We start from the raw sequence: 13,145 nt of genomic DNA, 5'->3' as shown, positions 1-13,145 counted from the left end.
CGAGACGAAACGCACGCACCCCGCGCAGCAGCGAGGCTCGGGGCGTTTCGTCTCGTCGCTGGCGCTCCTCCCTCAACGACCGCGAACCTGGGTACCGGTCGTTGAGCGAGCGAGGAACGAGCGAGACGAAACGCCGCGCGCACCTCAATGGCAGAGTGGGCGCATGGCCAACTCGCCCTCCGGCGACTCGATGACCGACCGCATCGTCCGCGTGCTCGAGACGTTCACGGCCGAGCGCTCGATGCAGTCAGCCGCCGAGATCGGCCGCCGCGCGGGGCTGCCCTCGTCGACGGCGCACCGCATCGTCGACGAGCTCGTCGACGCGGGGCTCCTGGAGCGCGACGAGGACCGCCGCGTCCACCTGGGTCTGCGCCTGTGGGAGCTCGCCCTGCGCGGTTCGACCGCGCTGCGCCTTCGCCAGGCGGCGCTCCCCCACATGGAGCAGGTGCAGGCCCGCATCCGCGAGCACACGCAGCTCGCGGTGCTCGAGCAGGACGAGGCGCTGTTCCTCGAGCGCCTCTCCCACCCCGACGCCGGGGCCAACATCACGCGCATCGCCGGCCGTCTGCCGCTGCACGCGTCGTCGTCGGGCCTCGTGCTGCTCGCGCATGCCCCGTCGCCCCTCCGCGAGCGGGTGCTGACCGGCCCGCTGCGGGCATTGGCTCCCGAGACCGTGACGGATGCCGCACGCCTCCGCCGCCTGCTCGCCGAGGTGCGCCGCACCGGTGTGGTGGTCGCCTCGGGCTCGATCGAAGCCGTCTCGACCGGTGTCGCCGTGCCGATCCGCGACGCCGGCGAGGTGGTCGCCGCGCTGTCGGTCGTGCTCCCTCGGGAGACCGACCCGGATGCCGCCATCGCGGCCCTGCGCGAAGCCGCGGCCGGCATCGAGGCAGTGCTCCGCGCCGACCGCCGTTGACCCCGGACGCTCGCGTGCAGGCGCGGCATCGCTTCCCGATGAACGGGAATCCCGCGCAACGCCGGCCCGACAGCGGCACACTGGGCCGCAGCATCCCACACCCTGTGCTCGTCGAAGGAGACGTCATGTCCATGATCCGCACCCGCGTCGCCATCGTCGGCGCCGGGCCCGCCGGCCTCCTGCTCTCGCACCTGCTGGGGATCGCCGGCATCGAGTCCGTGGTGATCGACCAGCGCTCGCGCGACGAGATCGAGACCACGATCCGTGCCGGCATCCTCGAGCAGGGCACGGTCGAGATCCTCGACCAGTCCGGCGCTTCCAACCGCGTGCGCACCGTCGGCAATCGCCACGACGGCATCGAGCTGCGCTTCGCCGGCGCGGGCCACCGCATCGACTTCGCCGAGCTCGTCGGCCGGGGAGTGTGGCTGTACCCGCAGCACGAGGTGCTCAAAGATCTCATCGCCGTGCGCCTCGGCAAGGGCCAGGACCTCCGCTTCGGCGTGACCGCGGTACGGGTCGAGGATGCGGCATCCGATCGCCCCCGCCTCATCGCGACCGACGCCGACGGCTCGCCGCTCGAGATCGAGGCCGACTTCGTCGTCGGCGCCGACGGCTCGCGCAGCGTCGTGCGCGAGGCGGTCACCGGCTCGCACACCGGCGGCTACTTCCGCGAGTACCCGTTCGCGTGGTTCGGCATCCTGTGCGAGGCGCCGCCGAGCGCCGACGAGCTGATCTACAGCAACTCGCCGAACGGCTTCGCGCTCATCAGTCAGCGGAGCGCGACGGTGCAGCGCATGTACTTCCAGTGCGACCCGGATGCCGATCCCGGCGCCTTCAGCGAGGAGCAGCTGTGGGACGAGCTGCAGTCGCGCGTGCCCGGCACCACGCTGAAGGAGGGGCCGATCTTCCAGCGCGATGTGCTGCGCTTCCGCAGCTTCGTCGCCCACGAGCTGCTCCGCGGTCGCGTCGCGCTCATCGGGGACGCCGCTCACACCGTGCCGCCCACCGGCGCCAAGGGGATGAATCTGGCCGTCGCCGACGTGCTGGTGCTCGAGCGGGCGCTGCGGGCGCTGCTGCTCGAGAACGACGACCGGCTCATCGAGGCGTTCCCCGAGACGGCGCTGCACCGCATCTGGAAGGCTCAGCACTTCTCGTGGTGGATGACCAACATGCTTCATGTGGCCCCCGACGCGTCGGACTTCGACCGCCTCCGTCAGCTCGGCGAGCTGCGCTCGGTCGTCGAGTCCGAGGCCGGCCGCCGCTTCCTCGCCGAGGCCTACACCGGGTGGCCGCTCGAGGGCCTGGCTTGACCGCGAGAATCGCTCCGGCCATCTCTTGGGCGCCGTCCCGCACGTCGCCAGTGTGCGAAAAGGCGGGTCGGTCACGGCGACACGCCGATGACTCAGGCTGCAACTCGGCGTGTCCCCTCACCGACCAGGGTTTCTGCACGCCGCCCGCCATCGGAGTCGACCGGGCTGCGACTGCCGCTCATCGGGAATCGACGGATGCCGCAGCCGCCGCTCGGCTATAGTCCGAGCCCTATGGCCTCATCGTCGCGGACCGCACCGCCCGAGCCGTCGCGCGCGGCGTCGGTCGCGATGCTGCTCGTGGCCGTATGCCTGGTCGCGGCGAACATGCGGCCGGCCATCACGGGCCTCGGCCCGCTGCTCGACCAGATCGGCGCCGACACCGGCATGTCGGTGTCGGCGCTCGGTGTGCTCGCCGCCGTGCCGCTCGTCGCCTGGGCGCTGTTCTCGCCGCTCGCGCACGACCTGAGCCGGCGGTTCGGGCAGCCGCGCGTGCTGATGTGGTCGCTCCTGGTGCTGCTGGCCGGCACCCTCGTCCGCTCGATTCCCGGACCGGTGGTCAGCCTGTGGGTCGGCACGGCGATCATCGGCATCGGCATCGCGATCATCAACGTGCTGATGCCCGCCGTGGTCAAGCGCGACTTCCCCGCGCACGTCGCTGCGGTGACCGCGGCCTACACGGCGCTGCTCGCGGGACTCGGCGCGGTCTCATCGGGCGTGGTGGTTCCGATCTCCCGGATCCCCCTCGCCGGAGACCCCGCCGGCTGGAGGTTCGCCCTCCTCGTGACGGGCGCCGCCCTGCTGCCCTTCGCGATCGCCGGATGGTGGTGGGCCCACCGTGGTGCGGCGCACGTGCATGTCCGCGCCGGCGCGCCGCGCGGCCGCACCGGCATCTGGGCCGACCCGGTCGCCTGGCTCGTGGCGGTGTACATGGGGCTGCAGGCATCCATGTTCTACATGTTCGTGACGTGGCTCGCCCCGCTGTCGATGTCGATCGGCCGCAGTGAGGTGGTCGCCGGTATCGACGTCATGGTCTACCAGCTGTTCTCGCTCGCCGGCTGCCTGCTGCTGCCGCTGATCCTCCGCGGGGGCCTGGAGCGGTGGGCGCCGGCGCTCATCCCGTCGCTCGCGATCGTGGGTGTCGCGGGGCTCATGATCGCGCCCGACGCAGTGCTGCTCTGGGCGTCGCTCATCGGGCTGACCGGCGGCGCGACGCTGGCGATGTCGCTGACGCTGATGGCCCAGCGGGCGCGCGACCACGACGCCTCGACGGCCCTGTCGGGCATGTCGCAGTCGGTCGGCTACGTGATCGCCGCGCTCGGGCCGGTCGCCTTCGGCACCCTCCACAGCGTCACCGGCGACTGGACCGCCTCGCTCGCCCTGGTGCTCATCGTGCTCGCCGCGCTCACCGTGGTGGGCCTGTTCGCGGGCCGCGACCGCTCCGTGCTCGACCGCTCCTGACCCCCGCGTCGGTCAGCGGGTCACGACACGCGGCAACGCCGGCCGCGTTCCCACACTTCGCGACCCCCCGACGTCCGGGCTACTCGTCGGGGAAGGCCAGCGCCCGCAGAAGCGCGCCCAGGGTCTCGCGATCTTCGGCGCTCAGCTGACCGTGGACGCGCTCCTCGGCGGCGCGCGCGGACTCGCGCGCGGTCGCGACCAGTGAGCGTCCGGCATCCGTCGCAACGACGACGTTGGCGCGACGGTCGGATGGATCTGGTCGGCGCTCTACGAGCCCACGGGACTGCAGTTCATCGACGAGGCTGACGACCTGACTCGGGTCGAGGCGGAGGAACTCCGCGAGCTCGCGCTGCGACGGTCGGGCGTCGCCCGAGGCGAGGACGAGCACCGAATACGACCGTGCTTTGAGGCCGTGCTCGGCGAGCGCGGCATTGCCGGCGGCGAGAGCGATCGCGTTCGCGCGCGCCAGCAGGAAGCTCACGTCGTCGGTCAGCGCCGACGACCGGAGCCCTGAAAGCGCGACGGCATCGACGGGTTTCGGCATGGCCACGATGCTAGTCCACTTCATGGAGGAACGGAATGATTGACTTTCTCAACGGTTAGGACTTCAATAGATCCGACACGAAGGAGTTCACCCATGTCTTCGCACGCCCCGCTCGACGGCAAGGTCGCCATCGTCACCGGCTCGGGCCGTGGCCTCGGCCTCGCCTACGCCCAGGAACTCGCCCGCCAGGGCGCCGCCGTCGTCATCAACGACGTCGACGAGGCCACCGCCGCCGAGGCCGTCGCCACGATCGAGGCCGAGGGCGGCCGGGCGGTCGCCGTCGCCCTGCCGGTCGGTCCCACCGAGACCGCGAAGCAGCTGGTGCAGACCGCCGTCGACACGTTCGGGCGGCTCGACATCCTCGTCACCAACGCGGGCGTGCTGCGCGACACGGTGCTGTGGAAGATGAGCGACGACGACTTCGACACCGTCATCAACGTCCACCTGCGCGGCACCTTCACGTGCGTGCGCGAGGCAGCGACCTACATGCGTGCGAACGAGATCCCCGGCCGCATTATCTGCATCGGCTCGCCGACGGGCCAGCGCGGCAACTTCGGCCAGACCAACTACGCCGCCGCGAAGGCCGGCATCGTCGGCATGGTGCGCACGTGGGCGCTCGAGCTGAAGAAGGCCGGCATCACCGCCAACGCCGTGATCCCCGTCGCCGCGACCGCGATGACCGCGACCGTGCCGTATTTCGCCGCCGCCGTCGAGGCAGATGAGAAGGGCGAGCCGATGCCGGCGTTCTTCCGCCACGACCTCGGCTTCGGCACGTCGGATGACGTCGCGGGGCTCATCGCCTATCTCGCGTCGGATGCCGCCGCCGGCGTCACCGGGCAGGCCATCGGCATCGGCGGCGACCGCCTGCAGGTGTGGTCGCACCCCGAGGCCGTCGCGACCGCGTACCACGAGGGCGGCTGGTCGTACGACGACCTGGCGACCGGCTTCGCCGACGCCGCCGGCGACCTGCAGTCGGTCGGCGAGAAGTTCCCGCCGCTCCCGGAGGAGCTGCAGCGCCCATGACGCCTCGCCCCCGAGCACGCCGGATTCGGTCGCTGAGCTTGTCGAAGCGCCCTTCGACAAGCTCAGGGACCGGCTCCTGATCGACTGAAGGACCCCCATGACCCGCTACGAACCCGCGATCGACGTCGACGCGCTCACAGCGATCGACGTGCACGTGCACATCGAGGTCGACCATCACGGTCACTCGTCGCTGCCCGACGACCTCCGGGACGCAGCGGCCAAGTACTTCAGCACCGACGGGCCGAACCCCGACCTCGACGCCGTCGCCGCGTACTACCGGGAGCGGCACATGGCGGCCGTCGTGTTCACGGTCGATGCCGAGACGAATCTCGGCCAGTCGCCGCTCTCGAGCGCCGACATCGCCGAAGGAGCCGCCCGCAACAACGACGTGCTGATCCCCTTCGGCTCGGTCGATCCCCTGAAGCCGACCGTCGTCGACGACGCGCGGCGCCTGATCGAAGACCACGGCGTGCGGGGCTTCAAGTTCCACCCGACGGTGCAAGGTTTCGACCCCTCCGACGCGGCACACTCGCGCCTCTACGAGACGCTGCAGGATGCGGGGGTCGTCGCCCTGTTCCACACCGGCCAGACCGGGATCGGCGCGGGCCTTCCCGGCGGGCGCGGCCTGCTGCTCGGCCTGTCCAACCCGATGCTCCTCGACCCGGTCGCCGCGCGATTCCCGGAGCTGCAGATCATCATGGCGCATCCGTCGGTGCCCTGGCAGGACGAGGCCCTGTCGGTCGCGACCCACAAGCACAACACGTGGATCGACCTGTCGGGGTGGAGCCCGAAGTACTTCCCCGAGCAGCTGGTGCGCGCCGCCAACTCGTACCTCAAGAACCGCGTGCTGTTCGGCTCGGACTTCCCACTGCTCACCCCCGACCGCTGGCTGCGGGATGCCGAGCTGCCGACCGCTTCGGGCGCCGCGCGCTTCAAGGCCGAGGCGATGCCCGGCATCCTCAAGGACAACGCGGTGCGCCTCCTCGGGCTCGGCGGCTGACATGCCGGTGCTCGAGGCGGATGCGACGTTCGGGTTCGACCCGTACGCGATCGCTGCCGCCCGGCTGAGCCCCGCCGCCCGCGCGACGCTCGGGCGGCTGCAGACCGCGCTGGACCGCGACATCCGCCCGCTCCTCGCCGACGCGTGGGAGACGGCGACCATGCCCCCCGAGGTGCTCGACGCGCTCATCCCGCTCGATCTCATGCAGCCGGAGGGGATGGATGCCGCCGAGGCGGCGTCGAGCGTCTACTCGGGGTTCCGCAACTATGTGCTCGCCCGCACCGACGTGTCGGTCGCCACGCTCTACAACGCCCAGTCCGGACTGTTCCGGGCGGCGATCGCCCTCGGCGGCTCGCCCGCACAGGCGGCCGAGCTCGACCCGCGCGTCCGGAGCTTCGAGCTCAAGGGGGTGTTCGCGCTCACCGAGCCCGAGCACGGCTCCGACATCGCCGGTGGACTCGCCACCAGCGCCCGGCGCGTGGGTGACGGCTGGGTGATCGACGGCCGCAAGAAGTGGATCGGCGGGGCTGCGGCATCCGATGTGCTGGTCGTCTTCGCGCGCGACGTCGACGACCGCGCCGTCAAGGCGTTCCTCGTCCCCACCGGTGCCGAGGGGGTTCTCCTCGAGACGATCCGCGGCAAGGTCTCACTGCGACCGATGCAGAACGCCCTCATCACGCTCGATGGCGTGCAGGTCTCCGAAGAGTCACGGCTGCAGAACGTGAACGGGTGGGCGGATGTGGCGCGCATCCTGCGGGCCATGCGCGCCGACGTCGCCTGGATCGCCGCCGGGCTCCAGGCAGGCGTCCTCGACGCCGTCGTGCGCTATGTGCGCGAGCGGCACCAGTTCGGCCGGCCGATCGGCGGCTTCCAGCTCGTGCAGGAGAAGCTCGCCCGCATGCTCGGCAACAGCGTGGCGTCGCTCGCCCTCGTCGTGCAGCTGTCGCTGCAGCAGGACGGCTCCGCCGAGGTCGGCGGCGCGTTCGCCGACGAGAACTCGGCGCTCGCGAAGATGCAGACAGCCCGCCTCGCCCGCGAGACGGTCGCCCTCGGGCGCGAGGTGCTCGGCGGCAACGGCATCCTGCTCGAGCACGACGTCGCCCGCTTCTTCGCCGATGCCGAGGCCGTGTACTCGTACGAGGGCACGCACGAGATCAACGCCCTCATCGTCGGCCGCGCGCTCACCGGCGCGTCGGCCTTCACCTGACCCACCCGCCGCCCGAGCCGCCCACCCCGTTGCGGAACCGCCCCACCGGTTGCTGCACCGCCCACCGGTTGCTGAGCTTGTCGAAGCACCACCCCACTGAAGGAGAACCCATGACCACCACCGTCGACTACGCCGACGTCGCCGGGCTCGCCGGCACCGACCTCGGCTGGACCGAGTGGCTCGAGGTCACGCAGGACCGCGTGAACCTCTTCGCCGACGCGACCGACGACCACCAGTGGATCCACGTCGACCCCGAGCGCGCGGTCGACGGCCCCTTCGGCGGGCCCATCGCCCACGGGTTCCTGACGCTGTCGCTCACCGTGAAGTTCTGGTCGGAGCTGTTCGACGTCACCGGCGTGACGACGCGCGTGAACTACGGCCTCGACAAGGTGCGCTTCATCTCGCCCGTCGCCGTCGGCGCCCGCGTGCGCATGAACGCCGTCATCGACGAGGTGACCGAGGTGCGCGGGGGTTACCAGTTCGCCGTCGACCAGACGATCGAGATCGAAGGCGGCGAGAAGCCCGCCGTCGTCGCGCGAGGGCTGTACCGCTTCTACGCCTGACCCCGGTCGCTGAGCTAGTCGAAGCGCCCTTCGACAAGCTCAGGGACCGGACAAGCTCAGGGACCCGACAAGGCTCAGGGGCCGCGTGGCCCGAACGACCACCTTCCTCGAGGGAGAGGACTCCGCAACGATGCACGAGGGAATCGGGTTCTGGCTCGCCAAGCGGCGGCTGAAGGACCCCGACAAGACGGCCGTCGTCTTCGGCGACGAAGAGCTGAGCTATCGCATGCTCGCGGCTGCCGCCGACCACGTCGCCGCAGTGCTGTGGCGTCGCGGCATCCGTCATGGCGACGCCGTCGCCTACATCGGCGAGAACAGCCCGCAGTTCCTGCAGGTCATGTTCGGCGCGGCACAGCTGGGCGCCGTCTTCGTGCCGCTGAACACGCGGCTCGCCGGCCCTGAGATGCGGCACGTCCTCGTCGACTCCGCTGCACGCGCCGTCGTGCTCGACCCGGAGTTCCTGGAGCGGGCGATGCCCGGCATCGAGGCGGGGCGCATCGCCCACGTCATCGTGACCGGCGAGGGGCTGCCGGAGCACCCCGGCCTCGCCCGCCTCGTGGCCGACGCCCCGGGCGGCCACACGGTCGCGGAGGTGGGCCTCGACGACCCCGCCGCCATCATCTACACGTCGGGCACGACGGGGCGTCCGAAGGGCGCCGTGCTGAGCCACGGCAACCTCACATGGGTCGCCGTCAACTGCATCGTCGACTACGACGTCGTCTCGACCGACGTCTCGCTCATGATCTCGCCGCTGTTCCACGTCGCCTCGCTCGGCATGGGCGCGCTGCCCGTGATCCTGAAAGGCGCGACGCTGGTCCTCGAGAAGGGCTTCGAGCCCGGGCGCGCGCTCGCGCAGATCCAACGCCATGGCATCACCATGCTGAGCGGTGTGCCGACCACGTACCAGATGCTGGCCGACCACCCCGACTGGGCGGCGACCGACATCTCGACGCTGGAGAAGCTCACATGCGGAGGATCGGCCGTGCCCACCCGGATCCTCAATGCGTACGAGGAGCGCGGGCTGTCGTTCTCGCAGGGCTACGGCATGACCGAGACCTCCCCGGGCGCGACGTCGCTGGCACCCTCGATGACCCGCCAGAAACAGGGCAGCGTCGGCCTCCCGCACTTCTTCACCGAGGTGCGCATCACCGACGAGCACGGCGACGTCGTGCCGCGCGGCACCGTCGGCGAGATCGAGATCTCGGGGCCCAACGTCTTCCTCGGCTATCACGGCCAGCCCGAGGCTACGGCGGCCGCCTTCACCGAAGACCACTGGTTCCGCTCAGGCGACCTCGGCTACCTCGATGCCGACGGCTACCTCTTCATCGCCGACCGGCTGAAGGACATGATCATCTCCGGCGGCGAGAACATCTATCCCGCCGAGGTCGAAAACCTCATCTCCGACATCGAGGGCATCTCGGGCGTGGCCGTCGTCGGCGTGCCCGATGACCGCTGGGGCGAGGTGCCGTGGGCCGTCGTGACGCTCAAGGAGGGCGCCGAGGTCGACACCGAGATCGTGCGCTCGCACCTCGACGGCGTGCTCGCCCGCTACAAACTGCCGAAGAACGTCGTGGTGGTGGAAGAGCTGCCGCGCACCGCGTCCGGCAAGGTGCGCAAGGCCGACCTGCGGGCACGGTTCGGCGAGAGCCGATGACGCGCGTACCGCCGGTGCCCTCCCTCGTGCCGGCCTTCGAGGTCGTCGCCGAGCTCGGTCCGCTCGAGGACCACGGCCTGACGCGCGCCGGCCATCGGCGCATCATCCCGGTGGTCGGCGGCACGGTCACCGGCGATTTCACCGGCACGATCCTCGCCGGCGGCGCCGACTGGCAGACCGTGCGGGCGGACGGCTCCATCGAGATCGACGGCCGCTACAGCGCCCGGGGCGACGACGGATCGCTGCTCTATGTCCGCGCCCGCGGCGTGCGCAGCGGCGACCCAGAGGTACTCGAGGCGCTGCTGCGGGGCGACGACGTCGACCCGGACGCCTACTACTTCCGTGCCGCGCTCACGCTGGAGTCCGCCACGCGCCCCGAGTTCGAGCGCGCGGTGTACGTCGCGTCGTACATCCGTGAGGCGAGCCGCGTCCGGTACGTCGCCTACCGCGTCACCTGACGGCTCTGTCCCGGCAGGAATCGCGAAAGGGTAGATGTCCGCACGGTTCCGTGCGGAGATCTACCCTTTCGCGGTTCCGAGACCTCAGCCGACGAGCGCGGCGAAGTCCCGCACCGCGGGAAATGCGAACTCGCGGTGGCGCTGCGTGAACAGCTCGAAGGGGCCACAGGCCCCGGCATCCGGATGACGGATGCCGGGGCCCCGCGCATGCGGTCCGGGGCCCGTTATCCGGTGTACGAGCCCCAGTCGTCGGCATCCCACATCCGAGCCGGGATGCCGCCATGGCGCGGGCCATCGAAGCGGGCCTCACCCAGCACGAGGCCGCTCTGCTCGTCGATGGCCGCCGCCCGTTCGACCAGTGCGTCCGGCGACGTGGAGGGCCAGCGGCCCTCGGCGATCCTCGTGAAGATCGTCTCGAACGCCGCGGCCTCCTCCGCCGCGTTGAAGGTGCAATGCCCCTCCGCCTGGACGAACGCCTGACGCAGATGCGCTCGCTCCCCCGCCTCGCGCACCGTTGTGGCATAGGCCTCGTCATCCTGCGTCGAGCCGGCACCGTCGCCGGACGTACTCAGCGACAGCACGGGCACGGTGAGGTCGCCCGTGAACGACGCCGTGCGCTCGACGAACCCGACCGCTGCGGGGTCCGCCTCCAGCCTGTCGGCTCGAGCGAGCGTGCGCAGATCATCGTCGAGGGAGAGACCGGCGTCCTGGTAGGCGGCCGAGACCTCGCTCCACCTTCCGGAGTCGCGCAGCGCGCGCTCGTAGTCGACATCGGTGTTCCACGAGAACGTGCCGCTGACGGTGGCTTCGTATCCTGCGCGCACGTGAGAGCCGACCGCGAACGGCAGGTAGACGAGGTAGCGGTCGATCCGTGCGTCGCGGTCCGTGATCTCCGCACCTGTCGCCGGGTCGACGGCGGGGATCTTGCTCAGCGCCGCCGCGAAAGTCGCGCGCGCTCGTCCTTCCGCGCTCCCCCCCGCCTTCGCCACGAGCCCGTTCAGCTCTGCGATCTCCGCCTCGAGATCCGCGATCCCGGTGATCCGCATCGCGGACGCCGGGTCGACCAGCTCACGCAGGACGAAGGCCGTGTCGAGCTTGTAGTTCCATGTGCTCACCGCTCCGGCGCCTCCGCCGCACATCGGCACCGCGCCGTCGAGCCATGCGGGCGCGGAATCGGCGACGATCCGAGTGACGAGTCCACCCTGCGAGCGTCCGGCGAGCACGACATCGTCGGGTGCGCCGACGAGTTCGGTGAACCGGGCGACGGCGGCACTGGCGTTGTCGCGATCGCGCACCAGGTCCCAACCGTCCGAGAGGTCGTATCCGATCACCGCCGTGCCGCGCTGCAGCAGCCATTCCGCCGATGCGAACTCCGCGGTGGAACGCCCCGGCACGACGACGAGCGATCCGTTCCAGTCGCCGGGGGCGATGGCGGTGTAGGCAGCACCGTTCGGAAGTGCACCCGTCCGCGTCACGGGGTCCTCAGGGCGTGGCGCGAAGACGTCCGGTTCGCGCTCGGGTCGCAGCAGCGAGCCCGGCTGATGGCGGGCGAAGGTGCCCCCTCGCTCCAGGCCTCCGCTCTCGGCGATGGCATCGGCGCGGTCGTTGAGGGCGCGGGGGGTCGCCAGGTTCTGCCATCGGCCGGAATCGAGCCGGTCCTGCAGGGCGGTGACCAGCGCCGCCACCTCCGCATCGGCATAGGCACAGTGGCCCGGGCGGTCGACGAAAGCCTGCTCGACGAGCGCTGCCTGCCCGTGGGCCCGCACGCGATCCGCGTACGTTCCCGCTTGGGCGACGACCGGTGCGGCGTCACCGGTCTCGTGAAGAGACAGGACAGGACCGTGGATGTCGCCGGTCGGTGTGGCGTTCTGCTGCATGTACGCGACGGCCTGCTCATCTGCGGCGACCCGGTCCCCGGCGTTCAGCGCCGTGAGATCCTCGTCGAGCGAGAGCCCGGCTTCGCGATAGAGCTGACGGACGAGCTGGAGGTTGCCCGACTCGCGGAGAGCGTCGGCGTAGTCCACTCCGGTGTTCCACGAGAAGTTTCCGCCCGCCCGCTGTTCCAGCGGCTGCCGGGGCGAGACCGTGCCCCACATGAAGATGCGGTAGAGCTGCTCCTGCTGCGCGTCGACGTCATGCCTGTCCGGCTGCTCGGTGCCTGTCTGCGACCACGTCGGCATCTGGGCAAGGCTTGCAGCGAGGGCTATCCGCGCCCGCCCCTCGGTCGTCTGCTGAGCGGCATCGAGCACCTCCTTGAACGCAGCCTGCCGCGCCGGCTCGTTCGTCACATTGACGAGCTCCAGCCGCGCATCCTCGGGGGCGACAAGGGTCTTCAGCGCGTACGTGCCGTCGAGCGAACCGTTGAGCATCGGAATGGCGCCTGCGATCGACCCGCACAGCGGAAGCGCGGCGTCGAATACGCCGGGCTGCTGCTCCAGGAGCGCGACCGATACCTGCCCTCCCATCGAAGACCCCCACGCGACGACGTGCTCGGGCTCACCGAGCTCTGCTGTTGCGGCGTCGACGACCTGCGGCTGCGCGACGAGGAGATCCTCGACCGCCCATCCCGTTCCCGCCGCCGCGCCGGCGAGCGCGTAGCCCTGACCTGTGAGCCACGACACGACCTCGTTCGAGGGGCCGGCGGATGCTGTTCCTCCTCCGCCGCCATACCCCGGGCTCCACGTCAGCAGAGTGCCGTTCCATTGCGCCGGCTCGTGCAGGACGTACTGGCCGCCGCTGGGCAACGAGCCGCGGAGCTCCGTCGGCTGCGATGGCGGCGCAGCCGCTGCCGGAACGGCAGCGAATGCGAGAGCGGCGGATGCGGCAAGACCGACTCCGACGCGGATCAAGCGTGATGACATGGTTCCCTTCCCGCGACGCACGAGCGGGGCTCGCCGTCGAGCGTCGCACCATCAGGTCTTCGTTGACCGAGCGCACGACACTTGCGGTGACGTGCGCAGCGGGATGTGTAGCGGTTTGACCTTGACACGATCGATTGATGATGTCAACGGT

The 13,145-nt window shown here is 70.7% G+C and carries 11 protein-coding genes; 9 read left to right on the top strand and 2 right to left on the bottom strand.

The window, feature by feature from the left end; translation table 11 throughout:
- The first annotated feature begins 163 nt into the window (after positions 1 to 163).
- From B2K11_RS17890 to B2K11_RS17880, 3 genes are all read left to right on the top strand, one after another.
- The gene (locus B2K11_RS17890; RefSeq protein WP_163620374.1) at positions 164 to 916 is read left to right on the top strand and encodes an IclR family transcriptional regulator; all 753 of its coding nucleotides are present in this window, start codon (positions 164 to 166) and stop codon (positions 914 to 916) included.
- Between the two features lie 125 nt (positions 917 to 1,041).
- The gene (locus tag B2K11_RS17885) at positions 1,042 to 2,226 is read left to right on the top strand and encodes a 4-hydroxybenzoate 3-monooxygenase (protein WP_163620373.1); all 1,185 of its coding nucleotides are present in this window, start codon (positions 1,042 to 1,044) and stop codon (positions 2,224 to 2,226) included.
- 231 nt (positions 2,227 to 2,457) lie between these two features.
- Positions 2,458 to 3,684, top strand: coding sequence for an MFS transporter (locus B2K11_RS17880; protein WP_239526231.1), 1,227 nt, complete (start codon positions 2,458 to 2,460; stop codon positions 3,682 to 3,684).
- A 79-nt stretch (positions 3,685 to 3,763) separates the two neighbouring features.
- On the opposite strand, the gene B2K11_RS17875 is transcribed toward B2K11_RS17880, so the two are convergent.
- Positions 3,764 to 4,228, bottom strand: a complete 465-nt coding sequence (locus B2K11_RS17875; protein ID WP_163620371.1) for a MarR family winged helix-turn-helix transcriptional regulator — start codon at positions 4,226 to 4,228, stop codon at positions 3,764 to 3,766.
- A gap of 93 nt (positions 4,229 to 4,321) precedes the next feature.
- On the opposite strand from B2K11_RS17875, the gene B2K11_RS17870 reads away from it, so the two are divergent.
- The 6 genes from B2K11_RS17870 to B2K11_RS17845 all read left to right on the top strand — a co-directional run bounded on the left by B2K11_RS17870 (position 4,322) and on the right by B2K11_RS17845 (position 10,133).
- On the top strand, positions 4,322 to 5,251 hold the full coding sequence (locus B2K11_RS17870) for an SDR family NAD(P)-dependent oxidoreductase (protein WP_163620369.1): 930 nt from the start codon (positions 4,322 to 4,324) through the stop codon (positions 5,249 to 5,251).
- A 97-nt stretch (positions 5,252 to 5,348) separates the two neighbouring features.
- The gene (locus B2K11_RS17865; RefSeq protein WP_163620367.1) at positions 5,349 to 6,251 is read left to right on the top strand and encodes an amidohydrolase family protein; all 903 of its coding nucleotides are present in this window, start codon (positions 5,349 to 5,351) and stop codon (positions 6,249 to 6,251) included.
- Position 6,252: 1 nt separating this feature from the next.
- Positions 6,253 to 7,458 carry an acyl-CoA dehydrogenase family protein gene (locus B2K11_RS17860; protein ID WP_163620366.1) on the top strand — a complete coding sequence of 402 codons (1,206 nt, stop codon included), beginning with the start codon at positions 6,253 to 6,255 and terminating at the stop codon, positions 7,456 to 7,458.
- Positions 7,459 to 7,568: 110 nt separating this feature from the next.
- On the top strand, positions 7,569 to 8,021 hold the full coding sequence (locus B2K11_RS17855) for a MaoC family dehydratase (protein ID WP_163620364.1): 453 nt from the start codon (positions 7,569 to 7,571) through the stop codon (positions 8,019 to 8,021).
- Between the two features lie 130 nt (positions 8,022 to 8,151).
- Positions 8,152 to 9,675 carry a long-chain fatty acid--CoA ligase gene (locus B2K11_RS17850; RefSeq protein WP_163620382.1) on the top strand — a complete coding sequence of 508 codons (1,524 nt, stop codon included), beginning with the start codon at positions 8,152 to 8,154 and terminating at the stop codon, positions 9,673 to 9,675.
- A complete protein-coding gene (locus B2K11_RS17845; RefSeq protein WP_163620363.1) occupies positions 9,672 to 10,133 on the top strand; it encodes a DUF3237 domain-containing protein in 462 nt (153 codons plus the stop codon). The genes B2K11_RS17850 and B2K11_RS17845 overlap by 4 nt, the downstream gene beginning before the upstream one ends.
- A 224-nt stretch (positions 10,134 to 10,357) precedes the next feature.
- On the opposite strand, the gene B2K11_RS17840 is transcribed toward B2K11_RS17845, so the two are convergent.
- Complete coding sequence (locus B2K11_RS17840) at positions 10,358 to 12,994, bottom strand: hypothetical protein (RefSeq protein ID WP_163620361.1); 2,637 nt, start codon at positions 12,992 to 12,994, stop codon at positions 10,358 to 10,360.
- Positions 12,995 to 13,145 lie beyond the last annotated feature (151 nt).

This window comes from Microbacterium sp. B35-30, from assembly GCF_010634855.1.
In the GTDB taxonomy this organism is placed as follows: Bacteria; Actinomycetota; Actinomycetes; order Actinomycetales; family Microbacteriaceae; genus Microbacterium.
Note: the sequence above shows the minus strand (reverse complement) of the source record. Positions and strands in the feature narration are given on the sequence as shown.